The 26,518-nt window shown below is 68.2% G+C and carries 21 protein-coding genes; 14 read left to right on the forward strand and 7 right to left on the reverse strand.

Going from position 1 to position 26,518, the window contains the following annotated elements:
• Positions 1-97: 97 nt before the first annotated feature.
• The 13 genes from LY12_RS18990 (at position 98) to LY12_RS19050 (ending at position 19,944) form a co-directional block, all read left to right on the forward strand.
• Complete coding sequence (locus tag LY12_RS18990) at positions 98-1,252, forward strand: ABC transporter ATP-binding protein (RefSeq protein WP_253858918.1); 1,155 nt, start codon at positions 98-100, stop codon at positions 1,250-1,252.
• A 32-nt stretch (positions 1,253-1,284) separates the two neighbouring features.
• Positions 1,285-2,037 carry an MlaE family ABC transporter permease gene (locus LY12_RS18995; protein ID WP_372493576.1) on the forward strand — a complete coding sequence of 251 codons (753 nt, stop codon included), beginning with the start codon at positions 1,285-1,287 and terminating at the stop codon, positions 2,035-2,037.
• Between the two features lie 3 nt (positions 2,038-2,040).
• Positions 2,041-2,880, forward strand: a complete 840-nt coding sequence (locus LY12_RS19000; protein WP_253858636.1) for an MlaE family ABC transporter permease — start codon at positions 2,041-2,043, stop codon at positions 2,878-2,880.
• The gene (locus LY12_RS19005; protein WP_253858638.1) at positions 2,877-4,238 is read left to right on the forward strand and encodes an MCE family protein; all 1,362 of its coding nucleotides are present in this window, start codon (positions 2,877-2,879) and stop codon (positions 4,236-4,238) included. The genes LY12_RS19000 and LY12_RS19005 overlap by 4 nt, the downstream gene beginning before the upstream one ends.
• Positions 4,238-5,326, forward strand: a complete 1,089-nt coding sequence (locus tag LY12_RS19010; RefSeq protein WP_253858640.1) for an MCE family protein — start codon at positions 4,238-4,240, stop codon at positions 5,324-5,326. Before LY12_RS19005 ends, LY12_RS19010 begins: the two co-directional genes overlap by 1 nt.
• Positions 5,323-6,309, forward strand: a complete 987-nt coding sequence (locus LY12_RS19015; protein ID WP_253858642.1) for an MCE family protein — start codon at positions 5,323-5,325, stop codon at positions 6,307-6,309. Before LY12_RS19010 ends, LY12_RS19015 begins: the two co-directional genes overlap by 4 nt.
• The gene (locus LY12_RS19020) at positions 6,306-7,490 is read left to right on the forward strand and encodes an MCE family protein (RefSeq protein ID WP_253858644.1); all 1,185 of its coding nucleotides are present in this window, start codon (positions 6,306-6,308) and stop codon (positions 7,488-7,490) included. The genes LY12_RS19015 and LY12_RS19020 overlap by 4 nt, the downstream gene beginning before the upstream one ends.
• Positions 7,491-7,528: 38 nt before the next feature.
• Positions 7,529-8,701 carry an MCE family protein gene (locus tag LY12_RS19025; protein ID WP_253858919.1) on the forward strand — a complete coding sequence of 391 codons (1,173 nt, stop codon included), beginning with the start codon at positions 7,529-7,531 and terminating at the stop codon, positions 8,699-8,701.
• Positions 8,701-9,963, forward strand: coding sequence for an MCE family protein (locus tag LY12_RS19030; RefSeq protein ID WP_253858647.1), 1,263 nt, complete (start codon positions 8,701-8,703; stop codon positions 9,961-9,963). The genes LY12_RS19025 and LY12_RS19030 overlap by 1 nt, the downstream gene beginning before the upstream one ends.
• A gap of 54 nt (positions 9,964-10,017) precedes the next feature.
• Entirely contained in the window at positions 10,018-10,824 is an 807-nt protein-coding gene (locus LY12_RS19035) for a hypothetical protein (RefSeq protein WP_253858650.1), read from the forward strand.
• 107 nt (positions 10,825-10,931) lie between these two features.
• Positions 10,932-12,035: a hypothetical protein gene (locus LY12_RS19040; RefSeq protein ID WP_253858651.1), complete on the forward strand. Its 1,104-nt coding sequence runs from the start codon at positions 10,932-10,934 to the stop codon at positions 12,033-12,035.
• Between the two features lie 386 nt (positions 12,036-12,421).
• Positions 12,422-15,916 (forward strand): DNA-directed RNA polymerase subunit beta, encoded by a 3,495-nt coding sequence (gene rpoB, locus LY12_RS19045; RefSeq protein WP_253858653.1) that lies wholly within the window; start codon positions 12,422-12,424, stop codon positions 15,914-15,916.
• A 116-nt stretch (positions 15,917-16,032) separates the two neighbouring features.
• The gene (locus LY12_RS19050; RefSeq protein WP_253858657.1) at positions 16,033-19,944 is read left to right on the forward strand and encodes a DNA-directed RNA polymerase subunit beta'; all 3,912 of its coding nucleotides are present in this window, start codon (positions 16,033-16,035) and stop codon (positions 19,942-19,944) included.
• Positions 19,945-20,028: 84 nt separating this feature from the next.
• On the opposite strand, the gene LY12_RS19055 is transcribed toward LY12_RS19050, so the two are convergent.
• Positions 20,029-20,451 carry a DUF4345 family protein gene (locus tag LY12_RS19055; protein ID WP_253858658.1) on the reverse strand — a complete coding sequence of 141 codons (423 nt, stop codon included), beginning with the start codon at positions 20,449-20,451 and terminating at the stop codon, positions 20,029-20,031.
• A gap of 335 nt (positions 20,452-20,786) precedes the next feature.
• Between LY12_RS19055 and LY12_RS19060 the strand changes: the two genes are divergently transcribed.
• Positions 20,787-21,254 carry a helix-turn-helix domain-containing protein gene (locus tag LY12_RS19060; protein ID WP_253858659.1) on the forward strand — a complete coding sequence of 156 codons (468 nt, stop codon included), beginning with the start codon at positions 20,787-20,789 and terminating at the stop codon, positions 21,252-21,254.
• A gap of 87 nt (positions 21,255-21,341) precedes the next feature.
• On the opposite strand, the gene LY12_RS19065 is transcribed toward LY12_RS19060, so the two are convergent.
• The 6 genes from LY12_RS19065 to LY12_RS19090 all read right to left on the reverse strand — a co-directional run bounded on the left by LY12_RS19065 (position 21,342) and on the right by LY12_RS19090 (position 26,516).
• Positions 21,342-21,902, reverse strand: coding sequence for a hypothetical protein (locus tag LY12_RS19065; protein ID WP_253858661.1), 561 nt, complete (start codon positions 21,900-21,902; stop codon positions 21,342-21,344).
• A gap of 46 nt (positions 21,903-21,948) precedes the next feature.
• Positions 21,949-22,743, reverse strand: a complete 795-nt coding sequence (locus LY12_RS19070; protein ID WP_253858662.1) for a hypothetical protein — start codon at positions 22,741-22,743, stop codon at positions 21,949-21,951.
• 3 nt (positions 22,744-22,746) lie between these two features.
• Entirely contained in the window at positions 22,747-23,862 is a 1,116-nt protein-coding gene (locus LY12_RS19075; RefSeq protein ID WP_253858670.1) for a WXG100 family type VII secretion target, read from the reverse strand.
• A 3-nt stretch (positions 23,863-23,865) separates the two neighbouring features.
• On the reverse strand, positions 23,866-24,186 hold the full coding sequence (locus LY12_RS19080) for an ESX-1 secretion-associated protein (RefSeq protein ID WP_253858672.1): 321 nt from the start codon (positions 24,184-24,186) through the stop codon (positions 23,866-23,868).
• Positions 24,187-24,588: 402 nt separating this feature from the next.
• Positions 24,589-25,170: a YbaB/EbfC family nucleoid-associated protein gene (locus LY12_RS19085; protein WP_253858674.1), complete on the reverse strand. Its 582-nt coding sequence runs from the start codon at positions 25,168-25,170 to the stop codon at positions 24,589-24,591.
• 194 nt (positions 25,171-25,364) lie between these two features.
• Complete coding sequence (locus LY12_RS19090; protein ID WP_253858676.1) at positions 25,365-26,516, reverse strand: hypothetical protein; 1,152 nt, start codon at positions 26,514-26,516, stop codon at positions 25,365-25,367.
• Positions 26,517-26,518: the final 2 nt, after the last annotated feature.

A 26,518-nucleotide genomic window follows, 5' to 3' on the forward strand; every position in this document is an offset into this window, starting at 1 on the left:
GGCGGTCGGCACCTCCGTGCAGGTGCGTACCGCCGGGCGCACCGCCGGAACGGGCGGGGCACCGGCCGCGGCCGCGGAACCGCTCCGGGAGGGTGCGATGGGTGCCGAGGTGGTCATCGAGGGCTTGACCAAGTCCTTCGGTAAGCAGGCCATCTGGCGTGACGTGACGCTGAACCTGCCGCCGGGGGAAGTGTCGGTGATGCTCGGCCCGTCCGGTACCGGCAAGTCGGTGTTCCTCAAGTCGATGATCGGTCTGCTCAAACCCGACAGCGGCAAGTGCGAGATCAACGGCGTCGACATCGCCAGGTGTTCGGAGCGCAAGCTCTACGAGACGCGAAAATTGTTCGGTGTGCTGTTCCAGGACGGCGCGCTGTTCGGGTCGATGAACCTCTACGACAACGTGGCGTTCCCGTTGCGGGAGCACACCAAGAAGTCGGAAACCGAGATCCGCAAGATCGTGCTGGAGAAGCTCGAGCTGACCGGTCTGTCAGGCGCGGAGGACAAGCTTCCCGGTGAGATCTCCGGTGGTATGCGCAAGCGTGCCGGGCTGGCCCGCGCGCTGGTGCTCGACCCCGAGATCATCCTGTGCGACGAGCCGGACTCCGGTCTGGACCCGGTGCGCACGGCGTACCTGTCGCAGCTGCTGATCGATCTGAACGCGCAGATCGACGCGACGATCCTCATCGTCACCCACAACATCAACCTCGCCCGTACGGTGCCGGACAACATCGGCATGCTGTTCCGCAAGGAACTCGTCATGTTCGGCCCGCGCGAGGTGCTGCTGACCTCCGACGAGCCCGTCGTGGAGCAGTTCCTCAACGGCCGCAGGCTCGGTCCGATCGGCATGAGCGAGGAGAAGGACTCGGCGCAGATGGCGCTCGAGCAGGAGCAGGCCGACGCGGGCCATCACGACGGGTCGACCGAGGACGTACGCGGCATCGTGCCCCAGTTGCAGCCCACGCCGGGGCTGCCGGTGCGGCAGGGTGCGGTCCGCCGCAAGGACCGCGTGGTGCAGATCCTCCACACCCTCCCCGAACCAGCCCGTGAAGGCATCATCGCCTCGCTGACGCCGGAGGAACGCAGGCACTACGGCATTCCGGAACCCGCCGTCACCGCCGGTGGCCTGACTCCGGCCCATCGCGGCAACCTGCCCGCGGGCGAGGTCGCCGACCTGCCCGGGGCGCACGCCTGGCCGGGCGGCGAGCAGTCCGCGCAGACCCGGCCGCTGCGACCGCGGCGAGGCGGCGCATGAGCGCACGGTCGGCCACCGTCCCCGGGATGGGGATGTTGCGGGAGACGGGCAAGCTGTTCGCCCTCGGTCTCGACATCGGCCGGGGCATCTTCCAGCGCCCGTTCCAGCTTCGGGAGTTCATCCAGCAGGCCTGGTTCATCGCCAGCGTGACGATCCTGCCGACCGCGCTCGTCGCGATCCCGTTCGGCGCGATCATCTCGCTGCAGTTCGGGTCGCTGGCGAGCCAGCTCGGTGCGGAGTCCTACACCGGTGCGGGCAGCGTGCTCGCGACCGTGCAACAGGCGGCACCGCTGGTGACGGCGTTGCTCGTCGCCGGTGCCGGCGGGTCGGCGATCTGCGCCGACATCGGTGCGCGCACCATCCGCGAGGAGATCGACGCCATGGAGGTGCTCGGCGTCTCCGCGGTGCAGCGCCTCATCGTGCCCCGCGTGCTGGCGTGCATGCTCGTCGCGATCCTGCTCAACGGCATGGTCAGCGTCATCGGCGTGCTGGGCGGCTACTTCTTCAACGTCGTGCTGCAGGACGGCACGCCCGGTGCGTACCTGGCCAGCTTCTCGGCGCTGGCCCAGCTGCCGGACCTGTGGGTCGGCGAGCTCAAGGCTCTGATCTTCGGATTCCTTGCCGCCGTCGTGGCCGCCTACCGGGGGCTGCACCCGCCGCCCGGGCCGAAGGGCGTCGGCGATGCGGTCAACCAGTCCGTCGTCATCACGTTCCTGCTGCTGTTCGTGGTCAACGTCGTCATCACGTTGATCTATCTGCAGCTCGTCCCGCCGAAGTTGGGCTGACCGATGGCCTCCGTGACCCAGCGCGCGAAAAAGATCGCGAACCGCCCGCTCGAGACGCTCGACGATCTCGGCGACCAGATGTCGTTCTACCTGCGCGCCCTCGCGTGGGCGCCGCGGACGATCCGGCGGTACATGAAGGAAGTGCTGCGCCTGCTGGCGGAGGTGAGCTTCGGCTCCGGTTCGCTGGCCATGATCGGCGGCACCGTCGGCGTGATGGTCGGGCTGACGCTGTTCACCGGTGTGCTGGTCGGTCTGCAGGGCTTCTCGGCCCTGGACTCGATCGGCACGTCGGCGTTCACCGGCTTCCTCACGTCGTTCTTCAACACCCGCGAGATCGCACCGCTGGTGGCGGGTCTCGCACTGTCGGCGACCGTCGGTTCCGGCTTCACCGCGCAGCTCGGCGCGATGCGCATCTCCGAGGAGATCGACGCGCTCGAGGTGATGGCGGTGCCCAGCCTGCCGTACCTGGTCACGACGCGGATCATCGCCGGATTCGTCGCGGTCATCCCGCTCTACGTGATCGGCCTGATGTCGTCGTACCTGGCATCGCGGGCCGTGGTCATCTACATCTACGGCCAATCGGCAGGTACCTATGACCACTACTTCGAGATGTTCCTGCCACCGCAGGACGTGCTGTATTCGTTCATCAAGGTGCTGATCTTCAGCGTCTTGATCATCCTCACGCACTGCTACTACGGCTACAAGGCCAGCGGCGGCCCCGCGGGCGTCGGCGTGGCCGTGGGCCGTGCCGTGCGGTTGTCGATCGTCACGGTCGCGGTGGTCAACTTCTTCGTCGGGTTCGCGCTCTGGGGAACCGACACGACGGTGAGGATCGCGGGATGATGGCGACACTGCGTCGAAGGTTGCTGGGGCTGCTGCTCGTCGGACTGCTGGTCGGTGGCGTGGCCCTGAGTGTGGCGATCTACAACAAGGCGTTCACCTCGTACGTCACGGTCACGCTCGAGGCGGACGAGCTCGGCAACCAGCTGTCGGAGAACTCCGACGTCAAGGTGCGCGGGCTGATCATCGGCCGCGTCGGGGAGATCACGCCGGTCAACGGCGGTTCGACGGAACTGACGCTGAACCTCGACCCCGAACACGCCGATCTGGTGCCGTCGAACGTGTCGGCCCGGTTCCTGCCGAAGACCCTCTTCGGTGAGCGCTTCGTCAGCCTGGAGATCCCGGAGGGTGCCGAGGCGACGGCGCTGCGGTCGGGGGACGTCATCCCGCAGGACCGCACGGAGAGCGCGATCGAACTCGAACAGGCGCTGTCGGACCTGATGCCGGTGCTGCAGGCGGTGCAGCCGCAGAAGCTCTCGGCCACGCTCACCGCGATCTCGACGGCGCTCGAAGGGCGTGGTGAACAGCTGGGCGGGACGCTGTCGGATCTCGGCAACTACCTGGGCGAGCTGAACCCGCACGTGCCGAAGCTGCAGGAGAACCTGCGGGAGCTGGCGAAGTTCTCGCACAACCTGTCCGACGTCACCCCGGACCTGGTGCAGACGCTCGACAACTTCACCACGACGAGCAGGACGATCGTGGAGAAGCGGCAGGCGCTGTCGAACATGTACACCAGCATCACGGGCGCCTCCAGGGACCTGCACTCGTGGCTGAAGGCGAACTCGTCGAATCTCATCCAGCTCGCCGACACGGCCAGGCCGACCGCCGAACTGCTGGCCAAGTACGCGCCGTCGTACCCGTGTTTCCTCGGGCAGATGGCCGAGCTGGTGCCGCGGATCGACAAGGCGTTCGGCAAGGGCACCAACCAGCCGGGACTGCACGCGACGCTGGAGATCACGAACAACCGTGGCCCGTACAAGCCGGGTCAGGACGAGCCGGAGTGGAACGACCACCGCGGCCCGCGCTGCTACGACTTCGCCGAGATGCCGGATCCGTTCCCGCAGTACCCGCCGGACGGCCCCGTCAAGGACGGCAGCACGGCGCCCCCGCCCGCCCGCTCGTCCAACAACGGCCTCAGCCAGGCCGACGACCAGGCCAACGCGGGCGGCTACAACAACAGCGGTGGTGGCGCGGCCGCGCCGGGCATCGCCGGCGGCGACCCGGCGGGCTCGCCGGGTGAGCTGCGGCTGATCTCGCAGCTGACCGCGCCGCGGCTCGGCATGACCGCCGACGAGGTGCCCGGCTGGGGCTCCCTGCTCATTGCCCCGATGTACCGAGGAGCGGAGGTGACGGTCGAATAATGCGCGGACTCACCGCACCACTGGTCAAACTCGGTGCCTTCATCGTCGTCACGGTGCTGGTCACAGGTGTGCTCGCGGTCAGCATCGCGAACGTCAACCTGTCCGACACCGTGACCTACAAGGCCCGGTTCACCGACGCGACGATGGTGATCCCCAACGACGACGTCCGTATCGCGGGTGTGCGCGTCGGCCAGGTCAGCTCCGTCGAGATCGTGGACCGCAGGCTCGCCGAGGTGGAGTTCGAACTCGACAAGGGCCGGGAGCTGCCCGCGGACGTGCAGGCGTCGATCAAGTACCGCAACCTCGTCGGCCAGCGCTACATCGCCCTCGAACGCTCCGGCCAGGGCGGGATCACGCCCGTGGCCAACCAGGGCGGCGGCAACCAGCCCGCAGGCGCGGGTCCGCAGGGCACGCTCCAGCCGGGCGACACGATCCCGCTGGAGCGGACCACGCCTGCGCTGGACCTGAACGAGCTGTTCAACGGGTTCAAGCCGCTGTTCAGGGCGCTGTCGCCGGACGACGTCAACAAGCTGTCCTACGAGATCATCCAGGTCCTGCAGGGTGAGGGCGGCACGGTCGAGAGCCTGCTGTCGCACACCGCGTCGCTGACGACGAAGCTGGCCGAGAAGGACAAGGTGATCGGCCAGGTCATCAACAACCTGAACACGGTGCTGACGACGGTCAACCAGCGCACGCCGCAGCTGGATCAGCTGATCGTGCGGCTGCAGAAGCTGGTGTCGGGACTGGCCAAGGACAAGGACCCGATCGGGCAGTCGATCGATGCGCTCGGCGGGCTGGCGCAGACCACGGCGGGCCTGCTGAAGGAGGGCCGCGAGCCGCTGAAGCAGGACATCAAGGCCCTCGGTGAACTGGCGGGGAACCTCAACGAGCAGGAGCAGGTCGTCGAGCACTTCATCCAGTTCCTGCCGGAGAAGGCGCAGCGGATGGCCGCCACCGCCGACTACGGCTCGTGGTTCAACTTCTATCTGTGCAGTGCGAGTGGCAACGTCCGGATCCCCGGTCTGATGTCCGAGCCCGTCAACGTGCCGATCGCGCCGGTCAACAGAGAGCGGTGCACCAGCGAATGAAGAGTTTCCAGAAGCGCAACCCGATCCCCATCGCGATCACCGGCATCGTGGTGATCGTGCTCGGCATCGTGGCCTCGTTGAACACCGAGGACCTGCCGCTCATCGGCGGCGGCACGACGTACCAGGCCGAGTTCAGCGAGGCCGCCGGCCTGCAGCCCGACGACGAGGTGCGCGTCGCGGGTGTGAAGGTCGGCAACGTCAGCGACGTCGAGCTCGACGGCGACCGGGTGAACGTGTCGTTCAAGGTCCGCGACGCCTGGCTGGGCGACCGCACCTCCGCGACGATCAAGATCAAGACGTTGCTGGGGCAGAAGTACGTGGCGCTCGACCCGCTGGGGGAGAACCCGCTCGATCCGGGGTCGACCATCCCGCGCGAGCGCACCACGGCGCCGTACGACGTGCTCGAGGCGTTCCGTGACCTCTCCGGCACCGTCGACGAGGTCGACACCGACCAGCTGGCGCAGAGCTTCGACGTGCTGTCCGAGACCTTCTCCGACACGCCCGACGAGATGAAGGGCGCGCTGAACGGGCTGTCGAAGCTGTCGCAGACCATCGCCAAACGCGACCAGCAGCTCAAGAGCCTGCTGCAGAACACCAAGCAGATCTCGGGCACCCTCGCCGGCCGCGACGAGCAGTTGGTGAAGCTGATGAAGGACGGGTCGGCGCTGCTCGGCGAACTGCAGCGGCGCAAGCAGGCCATCACCACGATGCTGCAGGGCAGCCAGGAGCTGTCGACCCAGCTGCGGGGCCTGGTCGCCGACAACAACGAGCAGATCGGCCCTGTGCTGAACAAGCTCGACCGGCTCACCGGCATGCTGCAGCGCAACGAGGAGTCGTTGAGCCAGGGCATCCGCCAGTTCGCGCCGTTCGTCCGTGTCTTCAACAACACGATCGGTAACGGCCGCTGGTTCGACAACTACATCTGCGGCCTCCTGCTCCCGTCCGTCGGGCCGGTGAACGAAGAGGGGTGCAACGCCAAATGATCACCACTCGATTCGGCCAGCGGCTCGCCCAGGGCGTCACGATCGCCATCGTGCTGGCGCTCGTCGTCGCGGGCGGACTGTGGTGGACACTGCAGGACGCGGGCAGCAAACGTGTCAGCGCGTACTTCCCGAGCGCGATCGGCCTGTACGAGGGCAACACCGTCCGCGTGCTCGGCGTCGAGATGGGCGAGGTCACGAACGTCGAGCCGCAGGGCGAGCGCGTTCTCGTGGAGATGACCTACGACCGTGAGGTGCAGATCCCGGCCGACGCGAAGGCGATCATCGTGGCGCCGTCGCTGGTGTCGGACCGGTACGTGCAGTTCGCACCCGCCTACACCGGCGGGCCGACGCTCGACGCGGGCGCGACGATCAGCAAGGACCGCACGGAGGTGCCGCTCGAGATCGACGAGCTCGCCGAGAGCCTCAGCCGAGTGTCCGAATCACTCGGCCCGAACGGCGCCAACAAGAACGGTTCGCTGTCGGACCTGCTCGACACCACGGCCCAGAACCTCGACGGCAACGGCAAGGCGCTGCACGACACGATCACCGAGCTCGGCAAGGCCTCGGGCACGCTCTCGGGCAACTCCGGCGACCTGTTCGCCACGGTCGAGAACCTGGCGAAGCTGTCCACGACGCTCGCCGGCAGCGACCAGACGGTGCGCAAGTTCGAACAGCAGCTCGCCGACATCAGCGGCTACCTGTCGGGTGAGCGGGAGAACCTGTCGGCGACGGTCAAACAGCTCGGTACGGCGCTGACCTCGGTCAAGGGCTTCGTCGAGAACAACAGGAGCAAGCTCAAGTCCAACGTGGACAAGCTGGCGAGCGTCACGCGGGTGCTCGTCGAACAGCGCGGCGCCCTGGCCGAGACCTTGGACATCGCCCCGCTGGCGCTGACCAACCTCGCCAACACCTACAACGCCGCGTCGGGAACCCTCGACGCCAGGGCGAACCTCAACGAGCTCACGCAGCCGCCGGCGACGATGGTGTGCAACCTGATCAAGCAGACCCCGGATGCGCTCGACGCCGTCGGCAACCTGTGCCAGGGCGTGGCCGACGTCGTCGACAACAACGTGCCGCTGCCGTCGCTGGCGCAGTCGGTGCACGCGCTGAACAACGGCGAGCTGCCGCCGCTGCCGCTCCCGGTGACCCAGCAGGTGCTGTCCTCGGGAGGTGGCCAGTGAGGTTCCGCAAGCTGCTGTCCGCCGGTGCGGCCGCCACCATGCTGGCCGTGTCCGGCTGCGGGTTCTCCGGCGTGTACGACCTCCCGCTGCCGGGCGGCGCCGACCTCGGCGACGACCCGTACCGCGTGAAGGTGCAGTTCCGCGACGTCCTCGACCTCGTGCCGCAGTCCGGGGTGAAGGTCAACGAGGTGCCGGTCGGCAGGGTCGAGGAGATCGGCCTGGCCCGCGACGGCTGGACGGCCGAGGTCACGCTGCTGATCAACGACGAGGTCGAACTGCCGGCCAACGCGATCGCGAACCTGCGCCAGTCCAGCCTGCTCGGCGAGAAATACGTCCAGCTGGGCGCGCCGGGACAGGACCCGGCCGAGGCCCAACTGGGCGAGGGCGACACGATCCCGGTGGAGCGCACCGACCGCAGCGTCGAGGTGGAGGAAGTGCTCGGCGCGCTGTCGATGCTGCTCAACGGTGGCGGCGTGGAACAGCTCAACAACATCACCAAGGAACTCAACACGGCGCTGTCCGGCAACGAGCAGGACATCAAGGGCCTGCTGCGCAACGCCGACCAGCTGGTGTCGGCGCTCGACGCGCAGTCCGGCGACATCACCAGCGCACTGGACGGCCTGAACCGGCTGTCGATGAGCCTGAAGGGGCAGAAGGACCGCATCGCGAGCGCGATCGACAACCTGGGCCCCGGTCTGGAAGTGCTGGAGAAGCAGCGCGGCCAGCTGGTGACGATGTTGCAGGCGCTGAACCGCGTGTCCGGCGTGGCCACGAGGACGATCAACCAGAGCCAGGAGGACCTGGTCGCGAACCTGAAGTCCCTCATGCCGGTGCTGCGCAAACTCGGCGAGGCGGGGTCGGACCTGCCGAAATCGCTCGAACTGCTCCTCAGCTACCCGTTCACCGACCAGGCCGTGAAGGGCGCCAAGGGCGACTACTTCAACCTCTACGCCGACGTGGATCTGGACTTGAGCGAGGTGCTGGCCAACCTCGGCCGCAGCAGGCAGAACCCGCTCCAGGACGTTCATCTGCCGGGCAATCTGACGTCGCCGCGCGAGGGCACGGGGAACAACCCGCCGCCGCTGCCACTGGGTGAATCGTCCCAACAGTCCGGATCGCAGCAGTCCGGCGGGCAGGACGGGCGGTCCACGCAACAGTCGCCGTCGGGCGTCGCGGGGATCTTCGACACCCTGTCAGGGGGCGGTAGCTGATGCTGGTGCGCAAGACCAAGATCCAGCTCGTGGTGTTCGCGATCATCTCGGTGGTCGCCGTCGTGTACGCGCTCGTGCGGTTCACTGACGTCGAGGAGACCTTCGGCCAGGGCGGCTACAGCGTGGACCTGCAGCTGACCGAGTCCGGCGGCATCTTCACCGGCGCCGAGGTGACCTACCGCGGCTTCAACATCGGCACGGTCGGGCCGCTGAGCCTGACCGAGGACGGCACCCAGGCCGAACTGGACATCGAGGCGGACGCGCCGCCCGTGCCCGCCGACCTGAAGGCCGTCGTGGCGAACCGGTCCGCGGTCGGCGAACAGTACGTCGATCTGCGGCCGCAGAGTTCCGGCGGGCCGTTCCTCGAAGCCGGTTCGGTGATCGACTCGCGGAACACGAAAACACCCGTGCCGACGGAGAAACTGATCGGCGATCTGTCGTCGCTGGCCAGGTCCGTGCCGACCGATTCGCTGCGCACCGTGGTCGACGAGTCCTACGACGCCTTCAACGGCACCGGCCGCGACCTGCAGCAGCTGATGGACACCACGCAGGAGTTCACGAAGGTGGCCTCCGAACACGTCCCGCAGACGGTGGAGCTGCTCGACTCCGGCACGACGGTGCTGCGCACGCAGAACGAGATGTCCGGCTCGTTGCGCTCGTTCAGTCGTGACCTGCGCAAGTTGTCGAAGACGCTGAAGGAATCCGACCCCGACATCCGCAAGCTCGTCGACGTCGCGCCGCAGGTCGGCGACCAGGTGCAGCAGGTCCTGGCCGAGACCGGCCCCGGCCTGTCGGCGCTCACGGCGAACCTGTTGACGACGTCGAACCTGCTGGTCCCGAGGCAGGACGGGCTGGAGATGATGTTCATCGCCTACCCGATGGTGACCGGCGGCGCCTACTCGGTCGCACCCGGCGACGGCACCGCCCACCTGGGCCTTGCGCTCAACCTGTTCAACCCGCCGTCCTGCACCAAGGGTTACCGTTCGCCCGACGAGTACCGTCCGGGCAGCGACACCTCCGAGCGGCCTCCCAAGGACGATGCGTACTGCGCCGAACCGGTCGGCAGCCCGATCAGTGTGCGTGGTTCGCAGAACGCGCCGTACCACGGCGTTCCGGTGAAGCCGAGCCAGCAACAGCTGGAGGAGAACTCGACGCGGGACGAGGAGGAGCTGGCCTCGTTGCGCGGCACTCCCGGCGTGGCGAGCAGCCCGGGACTCGACATCACGAGCCTCGACCAGCTCGCGGGCCTGGCCCGGCCGTGAGCCGGTCCGGGCGGCACACAGCAAGCTGACACGACCGCAATACCCTGGAGCGTTATGAATTCGGACGAGCCGGAGAAGGCCCGAGCCACCGGCGAGGCGGAAGACGGCACCGGTCCGCCCGGGACCGACGTTCCGGGGGCCGCGGACGGCGACGGCGCTGACACGGTGGCGTCCCCGGACGCGGAACGGCCGGCCGCCGACACCGAGGACGGCAGGACGGTCGACGGCGATGAGACCGAGGGCGACGACCCCGACACCGACGCCGACAGCGCAGACGAGACCGACGAGAGCGCTGCTGACGGTGAGGCCGCCGACGGTGAGGCCGGGCCGGGCCGGTCGGCTCCGCCGCGTTGGGCAGTGTTGGGTGCGGCCGCATTCGCGACGGCGGCGCTGGTCGTGGCGGCGGTGTTCGGCGTGTGGTGGCTGGTGAGCGCGACCGGGGACGATGCCGAGGTCGCCGCCCAGCGACAGGACGTCACACGGGTCGCCGGACAGGCCGTGACGGCGTTCACCGAACTCGACCACACGAAGCTGGACGAGTACTTCAGCAGGCAGAAGGAACTCAGCACCGGCGAGCTGGCCAACCAGATCAAGCAGGCGGAGAAGACGTATCGCGAGGCGATCACCAAAGCGAAGTCGAAGGTGACCACGACCGTGCACGACGTCGCCGTCAGCGAGCTGAACGAACGCGAGGGCAAGGCGAGTGCCATCGTCGCGGCGAGCGCCGACATCAAGCGCGGCGACCAGGAGGGCATGAAGACCATGCGACTCGAGGTGCAGCTCTCGCGGGACGGCCAGGACGGCCCGTGGAAGGTGTCGCAGATCGGCGACGTGCCCGTCACCGGCGGCGGCCAGCAGTAGGCGCGCACCGGCCGCGCCCACCGAGTCACCGCGCCCACCGAGTCACCGCGCCACCGAGTCACAGCGCCCACCGAATCGCGCAGCAGTGCCCAGAACGGAGTCCTACCGTGTCATCGAACCGTCGTAAGCCCACCCCGCAGCCGCGGCCGACGCCGGCGCGCCGTCCGAAGGTCGCGGGCCTGCGCAAGCCTGGTTCCGCCGACGAGGTGGAGACGCCGAGGCAGGAGGAGGCAGCCGACACCCCCGACACGACCGATGCGCCCGATGCGCCCGGCACGGGTGCGGGCCGCGGCGATGCGGCGGCCGTGTCGGAGCCCGAGGACGAAACGGGCACGGTAGGCGAGCGCGACCGCGAAGCCGGCGACAGCGAGCGCGACGAGGCCCCGGGGAAGCAGGTGCCGAGGCCGGGGCCGCGGGGCAAGGCCAAGGACGACGGGCGCGCGAAGCCGGCGGACCTCGACGAGGCCGAAACCCTCGACGCCGACGAACCGGGTACGCCCGCGGTCGCGACGCCGGCGCGCGGTCAGCGCGGCAAGGCCGGTGAGGGCGGCACGTCGCGCAGGCGGCCGGGATACGCCGTGGTCGCGGTGTTGGTGGTCGCGGGCCTGCTGCTGGTGGGTGCGGCGGTGTTCTTCCAGATCAAGGGCAGCGAGGCGCGCGCGGCCACGTCGAACTCCGCGCTGGTCGACGGTCCTGCCACGGCGGAGGTCAAGGAGGCGATGGAGAAGGCGGCCGAGCGGCTGTTCTCCATCGACCACAACAACCTCGGAAAGACCGAGAAGGCCGCCGACGAGCTGCTGGCCGGTGGTGAGGTCGGGCAGAAGTACGACGCGCTCATGGGCGAGATCAAGCGGCTCGCGCCGGAGCAGAAGATCGTCGTCACGGTGCACGCCACGCGCAGTGCGGTCGTCAACCTCGACGGCGATCGCGCGCGCGTCATGGTGTTCATCGACCAGGCGGCCACGCGGCCGTCGGACAAGCAGCCCGCCGTGGGCGGCGCCGCGATGTGGCTGGAGACGCAGAAGCAGGGCGGCACCTGGAAGGTCACCAATCTCGACACGTACGCCGCGCAGCAGCCCACGCCCGCGCCGGGACAGTCGCAGGACCCGTCCGGCGCGCCGTTGCCGGGCCAGGGCCAGCAAGGCGGTCAGAACGGTGGTCAGCAGGGCGGTCAGAACGGCCAGAACGGCGGTGAGCAGGGCGGGAACTGATCCGGGGCGTTGTGGCGGCCGGACTGCCATACCGGCTGTCCGGCTGTCCAGACCCGGGCACAGGTGATCTATTTCGTACCCATCCGTCCGCCGCATCCGGCGTGTGAATGCTTGACTCAGCGCTCACGGGGGTTCACGCTTACAGGCAATGGCGAGCCTTGCGGGAGGCGAGCCGGAGACGAGCGAACGAGGCTGGGCCCCACGTCTTGGGCGTGCCCCCTCGACAAGTCGCCGTCTTCCGGGCTAGACTGCTTCTTTGCGCTGCCCACTTTCAGGCTGCCCATTCGTGGTAGCTAGGATGGTCGGCACTACCGCACCCTTGACAGTTCGTGTTGCTCGTCGCTACGCGGCTGCTCAACCGCTTAATGTCCCCGGAAGGACGCATCTTGGCAGTCTCTCCCGCGAATCAGGCCACTGCTGCGACCACCTCGACGCGCTCGTCAACGGGAATTCCAGGAGCACCGAAGCGGGTCTCATTCGCGAAGATCCGTGAACCGCTGGCTACTCCTGACCTGCTCGACGTGCAGATCCGGTCTTTCGAATGGTTCACCGGTGCCGAGGCGTGGTTCGAACGCGCCGTCAATGACGGCGAGGAGAACCCGCTCGGTGGCCTCGCAGAAGTCCTCGGCGAGATCTCGCCCATCGAGGACTTCTCCGGTTCGATGTCCCTCTCCTTCTCCGATCCGCGCTTCGACGAGGTCAAGGCCTCGGTCGAGGAGTGCAAGGACAAGGACATGACGTACGCGGCGCCGCTGTTCGTCACCGCCGAGTTCGTCAACAACAACACCGGCGAGATCAAGAGCCAGACGGTCTTCATGGGCGACTTCCCCGTGATGACCGACAAGGGCACGTTCATCATCAACGGCACCGAGCGTGTCGTCGTCTCGCAGCTGGTCCGGTCGCCCGGCGTCTACTTCGACCAGGCCATCGACAAGTCGACGGACAAGGACGTCTTCAGCGTCAAGATCATTCCGAGTCGTGGTGCGTGGCTCGAGTTCGACGTCGACAAGCGCGACACCGTCGGTGTGCGCATCGACCGCAAGCGCCGCCAGCCGGTCACCGTCCTGCTGAAGGCCCTCGGCTGGACGACCGAGCAGATCCGCGAGCGTTTCTCGTTCTCCGAGACGCTGCTCGCGACGCTCGAGAAGGACTCGACGGCAGGCACGGACGAGGCGCTGCTGGACATCTACCGCAAGCTCCGCCCCGGTGAGCCGCCGACGAAGGAGAGCGCGCAGACGCTCCTGGAGAACCTGTTCTTCAAGGACAAGCGCTACGACCTCGCCAAGGTCGGCCGGTACAAGATCAACAAGAAGCTCGGCATCGACCTGCCGTACGAGACCGGCACGCTGACCGAGGAAGACATCGTCACGACCATCGAGTACCTCGTCCGCCTGCACGCGGGCGAGGAGACGATGCAGCCGGGCGAGACCGAGGTGCCCGTCGAGACCGACGACATCGACCACTTCGGCAACCGTCGCCTGCGCACGGTCGGCGAGCTGATCCAGAACCAGATCCGTGTGGGCCTGTCCCGCATGGAGCGCGTGGTCCGCGAGCGGATGACCACCCAGGACGTCGAGGCGATCACGCCGCAGACACTGATCAACATCCGCCCGGTCGTCGCCGCGATCCGCGAGTTCTTCGGAACCTCGCAGCTGTCGCAGTTCATGGACCAGAACAACCCGCTGTCGGGGCTGACCCACAAGCGCCGTCTTTCGGCGCTGGGCCCGGGCGGTCTGTCCCGTGAGCGCGCAGGCATGGACGTGCGAGACGTCCACCCGAGCCACTACGGCCGGATGTGCCCGATCGAGACCCCTGAGGGTCCGAACATCGGCCTGATCGGCTCGCTGTGCTCCTACGGGCGCGTCAACCCGTTCGGCTTCATCGAGACGCCGTACCGGAAGGTCGTCGACGGCCGGGTCACCGACGAGGTGCACTACCTGACCGCCGACGAGGAGGACCGCTACGTCAAGGCGCAGGCCAACGCCCCGCTGAACGAGGACGGCACGTTCGCCGAGGAAGGCGTCCTGGGTCGCCGTAAGGGCGGCGAGGTCGAGCTGATCGCCCCGCAGGACATCGACTACATGGACGTGTCGCCGCGGCAGATGGTCTCCGTCGCGACCGGCATGATCCCGTTCCTCGAGCACGACGACGCCAACCGTGCGCTCATGGGCGCCAACATGCAGCGGCAGGCGGTGCCGCTGCTGCAGTCCTCGTCGCCGCTGGTCGGTACGGGTGTCGAGCTCACCGCGGCCGTCGACGCCGGTGACGTGGTCGTCGCCGAGCAGGCGGGCGTGGTCGAGGAGCTGTCCGCGGACATGATCACCGTCATGCACGACGACGGGACGCGGAAGACCTACGGCCTCTACAAGTTCCGCCGCACCAACGCGGGCACGTGCTTCAACCACCGTCCGGTGGTCACCGAGGGCGATCGTGTCGAGCAGGGCCAGGTGCTGGCCGACGGCCCGTCCACCGAGGACGGTGAGATGGCGCTCGGCAAGAACCTGCTCGTGGCGGTCATGCCGTGGGAGGGCCACAACTACGAGGACGCCATCGTCATCTCGCAGCGGCTGGTCCAGGACGACGTGCTCACCTCGATCCACATCGAGGAGCACGAGATCGACGCCCGCGACACCAAGCTCGGTGCCGAGGAGATCACCAGGGACATCCCGAACGTCTCCGAGGACGTGCTGGCAGACCTCGACGAGCGCGGCATCATCCGCATCGGTGCCGAGGTCCGCGACGGCGACATCCTGGTCGGCAAGGTCACGCCGAAGGGCGAGACGGAGCTGACGCCGGAGGAGCGCCTGCTGCGCGCGATCTTCGGTGAGAAGGCCCGCGAGGTCCGTGACACCTCGCTGAAGGTGCCGCACGGTGAGACCGGCAAGGTCATCGGCATCCGCGTGTTCTCCCGTGAGGAGGACGACGAGCTGCCCCCCGGCGTCAACGAGCTCGTCCGCGTGTACGTGGCGAAGAAGTCGAAGGTCCAGGACGGCGACAAGCTCGCGGGCCGGCACGGCAACAAGGGCGTCGTCGGCAAGATCCTGCCGACCGAGGACATGCCGTTCATGCCGGACGGCACCCCGGTCGACGTCGTGCTGAACACGCACGGTGTGCCCCGTCGTATGAACATCGGGCAGATCCTCGAGCTGCACCTCGGCTGGCTGGCCTCACAGGGCTGGAAGGTCGAGGGTGCCCCGGAGTGGGCCGCGCAGCTGCCCGAGGACCTGCGGGACGTGGAGCCGGGCACGAACACGGCCACGCCGGTGTTCGACGGTGCGCGCGAGGCCGAGCTGATGGGCCTGCTGTCGTCGACCAAGCCGAACCGTGACGGCGACCGCATGGTCGGTGAGGACGGCAAGGCGACACTGCTGGACGGCCGTTCCGGTGAGCCGTACCCGTACCCGGTGGCCGTCGGCTACATGTACATGCTGAAGCTGCACCACATGGTGGACGACAAGATCCACGCGCGGTCGACGGGTCCGTACTCGATGATCACGCAGCAGCCGCTCGGTGGTAAGGCACAGTTCGGTGGCCAGCGCTTCGGTGAGATGGAGTGCTGGGCGATGCAGGCCTACGGCGCGGCGTACACGCTGCAGGAGCTGCTCACCATCAAGTCCGACGACGTGCTCGGCCGCGTGAAGGTCTACGAGGCCGTGGTCAAGGGCGAGAACATGCCGTCCCCGGGCATTCCGGAGTCCTTCAAGGTGTTGCTGAAGGAGCTCCAGTCGCTGTGCCTGAACGTCGAGGTGCTCTCCAGCGACGGTGCCGCCATCGAGATGCGCGACTCCGACGACGAGGACCTCGAGCGCGCCGCGGCGAACCTCGGCATCAACCTGTCCCGCAACGAGTCGCCGTCCGCCGACGAGATCGTCCAGGGTTAACGGCCCGCCATGGCCGCGGGGCGGTTTCCACTGCGGATCCGCCCCGCGGCCGGCCAAAGGAAAGCCATGTGTCGTAACACTTTCTTCGTATTGCAACGTTCCGGAGGGGCGGACTAGTGCTGGACGTCAATTTCTTCGATGAGCTTCGAATCGGACTGGCCACCGCCGACGACATCCGCCAGTGGTCCTTCGGCGAGGTCAAGAAGCCCGAGACCATCAACTACCGCACCCTCAAGCCGGAGAAGGACGGGCTCTTCTGCGAGAAGATCTTCGGTCCGACCCGGGACTGGGAGTGCTACTGCGGCAAGTACAAGCGCGTGCGCTTCAAGGGCATCATCTGTGAGCGCTGCGGCGTCGAGGTGACCCGTGCCAAGGTGCGCCGTGAGCGCATGGGCCACATCGAGCTGGCCGCCCCGGTCACGCACATCTGGTACTTCAAGGGCGTTCCGTCGCGGCTGGGCTACCTGCTGGACCTGGCCCCGAAGGACCTCGAGAAGATCATCTACTTCGCGGCGTACGTGATCACCAGCGTGAACACGGAGCTGCGCCACAACGACATGCCGACGCTCGAGAGCGAGATCGGCGTCGAGCGCAAGAACATCGAGGCCAAGCGCGACTCCGACATCGAGGAGCGCGCGCAGAAGCTGGAAGCCGACCTGGCCGAGCTGGAGAACGAGGGCGCGAAGTCCGACGTCAAGCGCAAGGTCAAGGAGGGCGGCGAGCGTGAGATGCGCCAGCTCCGCGACAAGGCCCAGCGTGAGCTGGACCGGCTCGAGGAGGTCTGGAACACCTTCACCAAGCTCGAGCCGCGCCAGCTGATCGTCGACGAGCTGCTCTATCGCGAGCTCATCGACCGCTACGGCGAGTACTTCACCGGCGGCATGGGCGCCGAGGCCATCCAGAAGCTGGCCGAGGACTTCGACGTCGACGCCGAGGCCGAGGCGCTGCGCGAGGTCATCCGCGGCGGCAAGGGCCAGAAGAAGCTGCGTGCCCTCAAGCGACTGAAGGTCGTGGCCGCGTTCCAGTCCACGGGCAACGACCCGCGCGGCATGGTGCTCGACGCGGTGCCGGTGATCCCGCCGGAGCTGCGCCCGATGGTGCAGCTCGACGGTGGTCGCTTCGCCACGTCCGACCTGAACGACCTGTACCGCCGGGTCATCAACCGCAACAACCGGCTCAAGCGACTGATCGACCTCGGTGCGCCCGAGATCATCGTCAACAACGAGAAGCGGATGCTGCAGGAGTCCGTCGACGCGCTGTTCGACAACGGCCGTCGCGGTCGCCCGGTGACCGGTCCCGGCAACCGGCCGCTGAAGTCGCTGTCCGACCTGCTCAAGGGCAAGCAGGGCCGGTTCCGGCAGAACCTGCTCGGTAAGCGCGTCGACTACTCGGGCCGTTCGGTCATCATCGTCGGACCGCAGCTGAAGCTGCACCAGTGCGGGCTGCCGAAGGACATGGCGCTCGAGCTGTTCAAGCCGTTCGTGATGAAGCGGCTGGTGGACCTCAACCACGCGCAGAACATCAAGTCCGCCAAGCGCATGGTGGAGCGGTCGAAGCCGGCCGTCTGGGACGTGCTGGAAGAGGTCATCAACGGCCACCCCGTCCTGCTGAACCGTGCTCCGACGCTGCACCGTCTCGGTATCCAGGCCTTCGAGCCGCAGCTGGTGGAAGGCAAGGCCATCCAGCTGCACCCGCTGGTCTGCGAGGCGTTCAACGCCGACTTCGACGGTGACCAGATGGCCGTGCACCTGCCGCTGTCCGCGGAGGCGCAGGCCGAGGCGCGGGTGCTGATGCTGTCGGCGAACAACATCCTCTCGCCCGCCTCGGGTCGTCCGCTGGCGATGCCGCGGCTGGACATGGTCACGGGCCTGTTCCACCTCACCCGGCTCGACGAGAACGCGACCGGTGCGGGCAACGCCTACTCGTCCGAGGCCGAGGCGATCATGGCCTTCGACATGCAGCAGCTGGGCCTGCACGCGCCGATCAAGATCCGCGTGACGGACCGGCAGCCCTCCCGCGAGGACGAGCCGAAGCTGCGCGAGGCGGGCTGGGAGCCCGGTCAGCCGTGGCTGGCCGAGACGACGCTCGGCCGGGTGATGTTCAACGACCTGCTCCCGGCCGACTACCCGTACGTCAACGAGCCGCTGGCGAAGAAGCGCCAGGGCGCGATCGTCAACGACCTCGCCGAGCGGTACTCGATGACGCAGGTGGCGCAGACCCTGGACCGGCTCAAGGACGCCGGCTTCCACTGGGCCACGCGCTCGGGCGTCACGGTCGCCATCTCCGACGTGCTCGTGCCGCCGGAGAAGAAGGACATCCTGGACGACTTCGAGTCGAAGGCCGCCCAGGTGGAGAAGCGCTACCAGCGTGGTCAGCTCTCGCACTCCGAGCGCAACAACGAGCTCGTCAAGGTGTGGGGCCAGGCGACCGAGGACGTCGCGAAGGTCATGGAGGACCACTTCCCGGACGACAACCCGATCTCGATGATCGTGAAGTCCGGTGCTGCGGGCAACATGACGCAGGTCCGGTCGCTGGCGGGTATGCGTGGTCTGGTGTCCAACCCGAAGGGTGAGTACATCCCGCGTCCGATCAAGGCCAACTTCCGTGAGGGCCTGTCGGTGGCGGAGTACTTCATCGCCACGCACGGTGCCCGTAAGGGTCTGGCCGACACGGCGCTCCGTACCGCCGACTCGGGTTACCTGACCCGTCGTCTGGTGGACGTCTCGCAGGACGTCATCGTCCGCGAGGTCGACTGCGGCACCAACCGCGGCATCAACATGGTCGTCGGTGAGGACCTCGGCGACGGCAGGATCGTCCGCGGGCAGAACGTCGAGACGAGCGCCTACGCCCGGAGCCTCGCCGCCGACGCGGTGGACTCCTCCGGCAACGTGGTGCTCAACGCGGGTGACGACCTCGGTGACCCGGCGATCGAGAAGCTGATCGCCAGCGGCATCACCAAGGTCAAGGTGCGCAGCGTGCTGACCTGTGAGTCGTCGGTCGGTGTGTGCGCGACCTGCTACGGCCGTTCGATGGCCACCGGCAAGCTGGTGGACGTCGGCGAGGCCGTCGGTATCGTCGCCGCCCAGTCGATCGGTGAGCCGGGTACGCAGCTGACGATGCGGACGTTCCACCAGGGTGGTGTCGCCGGTGACGACATCACCACGGGTCTGCCGCGTGTCACGGAGCTGTTCGAGGCCCGTGTCCCGAAGGGCAAGGCGCCGATCGCCGACGTCGACGGCCGGGTGCGCATCGAGGAGAGCGAGCGGTTCTGGAAGATCACGCTCGTGCCGGACGACGGCAGCGAGGAGATCGTCTTCGACAAGCTGTCGAAGCGTCAGCGCCTCGCGGTCGGCCCGAACGGCCCCCTCGCCGACGGCGACCACGTCGGTGTCGGCCAGCCGCTGCTCGAGGGCACGCCTGACCCGCACGAGGTGCTCCGCGTGATGGGCCCGCGCGAGGCGCAGATGCACCTGGTCGAAGAGGTGCAGAAGGTCTACCGGGCGCAGGGCGTGGGCATCCACGACAAGCACATCGAGGTCATCGTGCGGCAGATGCTGCGCCGCGTGACGATCATCGACTCGGGTGCCACCGAGTTCCTGCCGGGCGAGCTGCCGGAGCGCACGCGCTTCGAGCAGACGAACCGGCACGCGGTGGCCGAGGGCGGCGAGCCGGCCTCGGGTCGCCCGGTGCTGATGGGCATCACGAAGGCCTCGCTGACCACGGACTCGTGGCTGTCGGCGGCGTCGTTCCAGGAGACCACGCGGGTCCTGACCGACGCGGCGATCAACGGCCGTAGCGACTCGCTGGTCGGCCTGAAGGAGAACGTGATCATCGGTAAGTTGATCCCGGCCGGTACGGGCATCAACAAGTACCGCAACATCCAGGTGCAGCCGACCGAGGAGGCCCGGGTCGCGGCGTACGCGATCCCGTCCTACGACGACGGCTACTACACCCCGGACGTGTTCGGTACGGGTACCGGTGCCGCGGTGCCGCTGGACGACTACGACTTCGGTCGCGACTTCCGGTAAGCAGTGACGGGAACGGCCCTCGGTCCACATCGGACCGGGGGCCGTTTTCGCGTTCGGGGACGTTTCTCTTCCGGGCCGGGAGCGCTACGCCGCCAGCAGCAGGGCGGCTGCGGCGAAAGCCTCCACGCCGAAGTAGAACCAGTTGGGGTAGAAGCGGGTGCGGTCGCCTAGCAATGCCGACAGCACGCGTCCACCCGTCATGCCGGCGAGTGCGGCGCCGACCATGACGACGATGCCGCCGCGGAGGCTGTCGTCGTAGAGGGCGAGGCCGAGTATCGCGGCCATGGAGAGTCCGAAACCGCCGTAGACCGCACGCACCTCGGCGCGTCCTGCGTCACCGCCACGGGAAGTGCATTCGCCGACGTGCGGGGCGCGAGCATCCGAATCGCCGGGTTCGCCACCGATGCTCATGCCGAACTGCCGCGGCACGAAGCCCAGCGCCGCCAGGGCGACACATCCCATGCCGAGGAAGAACATGCCGACGATGCCGATGAGCGCTGTGGGCACAATGGGCCTCTGAGTTGACCGTGACGGTGCGGGCGAACGAGGAGGTCACCATCGCCGACATCGACCCGCGCCGCTTCCGCGAACCTGTCGTCCTGCGCTGTGACTCTGGCCGTCGGCCGTCGTCTACGCCGGGCCGGCACTCGACCTCGCGCCGCACGGGCTTCCGGTGCCGTGCGTGGTGGTCGGTGTCGACGGCGCGTTGATGTTCACGGTCGGCGGCACCCGGCACGAGGCGCGTAGCGCGTTCGTCCCGCCCCGTACGGCCCACCAGCTATGGGCCGACGCCGGGTCGTGGATCGTCAGCGCCTATGTGGACCCGACCGTCAGGAGGCTCGGTGGTTTCACGCGCCGCGCGCGGCCTCGCGTTCGACCACGAGCGGGAGGCCGACCTCGTGGCCGCACCCCGAGACCCCGGGACCGCGGCTGCGTGGCTGGACATCGCCGCACCGGTCGGCGACTCCGGCAGGATCGATCCCCGGATCGCCCGGCTCGTGTCGGTCCTGCGCGACGACCCTGCGGTGACGCGGCCGGCAGGGGAGCTGGCAGCCTGTGTCGGCCTGTCGGAGTCACGGCTGCTGCACCTGTTCCGTGCCGAAACCGGCACGAGCCTACGCGCGTATCGCCTGTGGACCCGGCTGCTGCACGCGGCGCGGGCCGTGGCTACTGGCAGCGACCTCACCGCGGCGGCGGCCGACGCGGGATTCGCCAGCCCGTCACACCTGGCCGGCCGGTTCAAGGCGACGTTCGGTCTGAACGCGACATCGCTGCTCAGCACGGGCGTGGCGCTGCACGTGACGGAGTAACCGAGGCGGGGCGGTGCTGCGCCTGAGGTGGGGGCGCGGGCGCAGGAGAACGCCACCGGTGTGGGCGCCGTGGGGACCGGCGTGGCCTCATGCTGGCCGTGTCGGGGGATCCGGACTCGGGTCCTGGGGCGCGGAGGGAGCCTGCGGCTGCGGCGACGAGCCGAGGGCGAGGATGAACGGCAGCACCAGGAAGGCGAAGCAGACCAGCCCGATCACGATGGACCAGAACGGCTCCCATCCGGTCATCGGTTCTTCGGGGAAACCGACCCAGCCGATCGGAAGTGCCGGGAAGTGTCCCTCGATTACCTCGCCGACCTCGCCGCCGCCCAGGCCGACCTGGTGGGTCCGGCCGTCGACCGTGTACTCGCCGACGGCGTTCGGAGATTCGCGGTCCTGGGCAGAGGTCCACTCGAGCTCCGAGATGACGCGCACGTCGACGCTCTTGGTCAGTCCGGCTGCCGTGGCAACGCCGTTGACCAGGCTCACGCCGCCGTAGCCGAGCAGGCCGAGTAACAGCGCCACCCCGGCGACCGTGGCACCGATGAAGCCGAGGGTTGACATCTGCGAGGACCCAGTCTCGTTGCCCTCGGTCTGTGGTGCCGCCTCGGCTCGGTGCTCGTCGCCGCCGCGCGTCGGGTCATCAGCCATGGTCTGGATGTCCTCCGTGGTACCGCCTCGGCGGCAGGGTCGTTGGTCAACGATGGGCGGGCGCGCTGGCCGGGACGCAATCGAGGAGACCAAGCATCGTGTCCACGGCCGGCATGACCCGAGCGGGATCGATACGGCCGGGTGCCGTGGTGTACAGCAAGCCCGATTCGAACGTCAGGATGCGCGGCATCGCGTACATCCTGTCGAGCAGCCATGCCGTCGAGTGGGCGTTGAGCATGCGCGCCGCCGAGGCGGGGTCACAGGTGAACGCGGCGAGCTGCTGGTTCGCCGGGGCGGAGATCGCGGCCTGGACCCAGTGGCCTTGGCGCTGCGCCACCGTGGCGGGCGGTTCCTTGATAATCGGGGCGCCGAGTAGGGCGACCTCGCTGTTCGGGTCCAACGGTTTGCCCATCCAGTCAGTGTCCCGCCGCTCGGCGACCTTGAGCGGCGGCAGGTCGGCCGTGGCGATGTCGATGCGGTGTTCGTAATGCGTGTGGACACGGCGGCTGGCCGACCGCTGGCGTATCGACGCCTCACTGAGACGCACCCGCCACGGACCCCGGGTGAACTCCACCGCCACCTCGAACCGCGGCTTGCGTCGCACTGTCCACCGGCGCGCCCCACGAGTCTTCATCTCGAACGGTGGCCACAGTTCGGCCGACCAGGCGTCGGCCTGGCCGTGGGTCAGCACGGCGCCGTTCAGCGGCGCGGCCATCTCCCGGAGTGCGGCGAGGTGAGCCGCATCCTTCTGCCGATCTTTCCGGTTGACGAGGTACTGGCCGCCGAAGCCGATGGCCGCCAGGCCGAGCAGCAGCGGCCACATGTCGAGCAGGTATTCCATGTCTCAGATGTCCAGGTGGTCTTCGGTCTCGCTCTTGGACTGGTCCTCGCCGATTCCCTCGCCCTCGGCGGCTCCGGCGATCTTGCCGAGATTGCCGATCAGCTTCCCCTTGCCGTTCGGGCCCACGCCGACCTGGTCCTTGAGCGAATCCGTGCCTGCTTCCCACATGGACCTGCCCAAGCCCTGTTGCAGCTGTTCTCCGACCAGGCCGTTGCTGCTCAGTAGTTTCTCCCGGGCGCCGGCGGTGCCGTCCTCGACTGCCAAGTCGGCCAGACCGCTGCGCATCCTCCTGTGATCCATCGCCTGGCGAACGCCCTGCTTGAGGTTGCCCATCCGGGTCCGCATCCTGCGCAGGAAGTCCATGATCTTGTTCAGCACGTCCTTCAGCTTCTGCACCATGCGGGACACCCGGCTGCCCGTGCTCGCCGCGCGGACACCGGTGGCGGTCCCCGCCGCGGCGGTGGACGCGCCCGCGGTCGGCACCGCCGCGGCGAGTGCCGGGACCCAGATCATGATCAGCCAGGTGATGAGCTCGGTCAGGATGGCCTTGATGAACTCCTCGATGACCGTCATCACCATGCTGGACATCTGGAGCAGCGACGAGAGTTCGCCCGCCTGACCGGCGACGCCGTCGATGCCCTTGGAGAAGTCGGCGAGCTTCGTGCCCGCGGCCTCGGACGCCTCACCGCCCCAGTTCTGCAGCGACGACTTCAGTTCCTCGCTGAATTTTCCGCTCAGCTCCTCGATGCCTTGGCCAATGGCCTTGAAGTTGTCGGCTGCCTGCTGCAGTGCGGGCCCGTCGCCACTGACCATGTGGATGGCGTCCTGGATCGGCTGGCAGATGGAGATGAGGAAGTCCAGGCCCTGCCCGACCAGCCAGCCGATGGGATCCATGGCGATCTCACCCGCGGTGCCCGCGCAGGACGAGATGAAGCTCGTTCCCTCGGACAGCAGCCCACCGATCTCGGAAGGGTCGGCGCCGTCGGTGAGCTTGCTGCCCGCATCGAAGGTCTTGACCGCGCCGCCGAGGAGCGGAGCGGACTCGAGCGCAGTCTTGCCCAGGGCCTTGTCGCCGGTCGTGATCTCGACGCCGCCGGCTTCGGTCTTCTCCTCGGCCATCGCTTACTTGCCCCCCATGTTGATGTCGAACGTGTCCAGGAGCTCCTTCACCGCTTGCTCCTTCTCGCGGTAGCCCTTGGCCGCGTTCTTGAACTTGTCCTCACCGGACGCGAACCCCTCGTCGAGGCTCGTGAAGAGATCCTTGAGATCGCCGAGCATTTCCTTGTAGTTGTCGAAGACGAAGATGCCGACGATCCCCCAGGACTGGTCCGAGACATCGGCCTTGTCGACGAGGCCGGAGATCTGGCTCGCGGTCGACCGCTGACCGCCCAGCTTTCCGGCGTAGGTATCCAGTTCGTCCGCATTGACGTCGAAGCCGCTCATGGCCCCCTCCTCGTGTGCTGCTGCCGAGCGCGGCGCCGGTGCAGCGGCTCGGCGCGCGTCTGCCAGGACATGATGCCGTTTCGCTCTCCGACGCGACACCGGACCGCCCGGATCCGCGGTGCAGACCTCGAACGTGTGGCGCTCGTCGACCGGACAAGGAGTGGGGACTCCGGCGCTCGCCGCCACCCGCCGGACCTCGCCGCGGGACGGACACGCGTCCGCCGCCGACGGCATGGACACCGAAAGGCGGCGCCCGCTACGAGCGAGCGCCGCCTCGAAGGGTGACGATGGTTGGTGGCCGTGCCCGACCCGCCGGACCGTGGTGCGCGGCCCGTAGCGGTCAGCGGGGATGCGACCGGGGAACGGAGCCGCTGCAGCCGGTCGGCCGCGGGCGCGGGTGCCTCAGCGGTCGTCCTCGTCGAACAGGTTCTTGAGGAAGTCGTCGCCCGCCGAACCGCCGCTCTGCGCGGGCGGGGGAGTGGGGCGGCCGTCGTCCTCGTCGCCGAAGACGCTCTGGCGGGAGTAGTCCTCGTGGTACTCCTCCTCGACCGGAACCTCCTTGCGCACCGGCTGCTCGTCGGCCATGCGCTGGCGCAGTTCCTCTGCCGGGATGCCGAACGCCTCGGCCTGGGTCTCGATGACCTGGTCGGTGGCGTTGATGCCCATGTCGCCCATGTGGTTGTCGACGATGCCCGCCTGCTTGCGCGCGGCCTCGGCGACGGCCTCGGAGAGCGTCGACTTGATGGCGGCGGCGAGCGCCTGCGGCGGCTGGTTCATCGCCTTGTCGGTGAGCTGCAGATCCTTGATCGCACCGCCCGGACCGGCGACGACCGTGACCGAACGATCGGCATTCGAGGCGGTCGCCTCGAGCTCGGCCAGCTCGCTCTGCATGTCCTGCACACCGGCCATCTGCTGGTCGACGTGCTTCATCTTCGACTGGAACTTCTCGAACTCCGCGACGAGCCGGTCGAACTCAGCTGACACGTTGCTTCTCCCTCGACGAAAGGTGGACGGCGACCACGGGACGGGACGCCTCATCCGGGGCGGCACGTTCCATCTTCCCCGGTACGCCGCTCGTGAGCGGGGTGGCCCGGGCACATCGTGCCCGACCGGCCTGCGGGCACGGACGGGCGTACGCCCGCGACACCGCCGTGGCCGGATGCGAGCCGGTGCGGACGTCACATACGCAGGTTGTCCTCGGTCTCCTCGGCGGACGCACCGCTTCCGGTGCCCGCGCCGTCGGAGGCCTCCTTCAGTCCCTGCGTGTTGTCGGTGAGCTTGCCGTAGTGGTCGTTGACCGCCTTGACGGCCTCGAGCGGGTCGTCACCGATCGGTTTCGTCGGGTCGATGCCGATGGTCTCCTGCCCCAGTTTGCCTGCGCCCGCCTTCGCGGCTTCGCCTGCGATCTTCCCGATCTTGCCCGCGTTCGTGGTGATCTCGGCGAGCTCGTCGGCCTTGCCCGCGATGGTGTTCGGCTTGACGCCGAGCCGCTTGCCCAGCTTGACCATCGTCGAGCCGAACTTCTGGAAGAACGCGAAGATGTCGTCGAGGATCTTGCCGAGTTTGCCCAGCTTCGACGTCACCTTCGCGACCGTGGCCGCCGCCTTCGGGGCCGTGGCCGCACCGGCCGCCGCCGTCGACGCACCCGCCGTCGGCACCGCGGCCGCGAGCGCGGGCACCCACAGCGCGATCAGCCAGCTGACGATCTCGGTGATGATGGCCTTGATGACCTCCTCGATGACCTTCATGAGCATCGAGGACAGCTTCAGGATCTCCGTGACCCCGCCCGCGCTGGTGGACACGCCGTCGATGCCCTTGGAGAAGTCGGCGAGCGCGCTCTTCGCCGCACCGGCCGCGTCGCCGTTCCAGTCGGCCAGCGCCTCGTCGGCGACCCGCCGGAACTCGTCCGCGTACTTCACGAGGCCGTCGCCGATGCTCTGAAAGTCCTTCGACGCCTTCTCCAGCGCCGGGCCGTCGCCGGTGACGGCGTGCAGCGCGTCCTGCAGCGGCGTGATCAGGTTCAGCAGGAAGTCGAGGCCGTGGCCGACCAACCAGCCGACCGGGTCCAGCACGGCCGTCGCCGCCTCCGTGCCGCACTCGGCGATGAACGCCGCGGTGTCCGTGGCGCAGTTGGCCCCGTGCAGCACGACGTCGGCCGCGTCCGGGTCCTCGGGCAGGCCCTTCCAGTAGTTGCTGACGGTGTCGACGCCCTTGATGGCGGTCTCGACACCGGGAGTGTTCTTGGCGACGCCCATCGCGTAGTCGCCGAACCCCGATTCCTTGTCCGCGTTCAGACTGACGTCGCCCGCGACGTCGTTGACCTCGGTCATGG

Source organism: Prauserella alba (assembly GCF_024171735.1).
Classification (GTDB): domain Bacteria; phylum Actinomycetota; class Actinomycetes; order Mycobacteriales; family Pseudonocardiaceae; genus Prauserella; species Prauserella alba.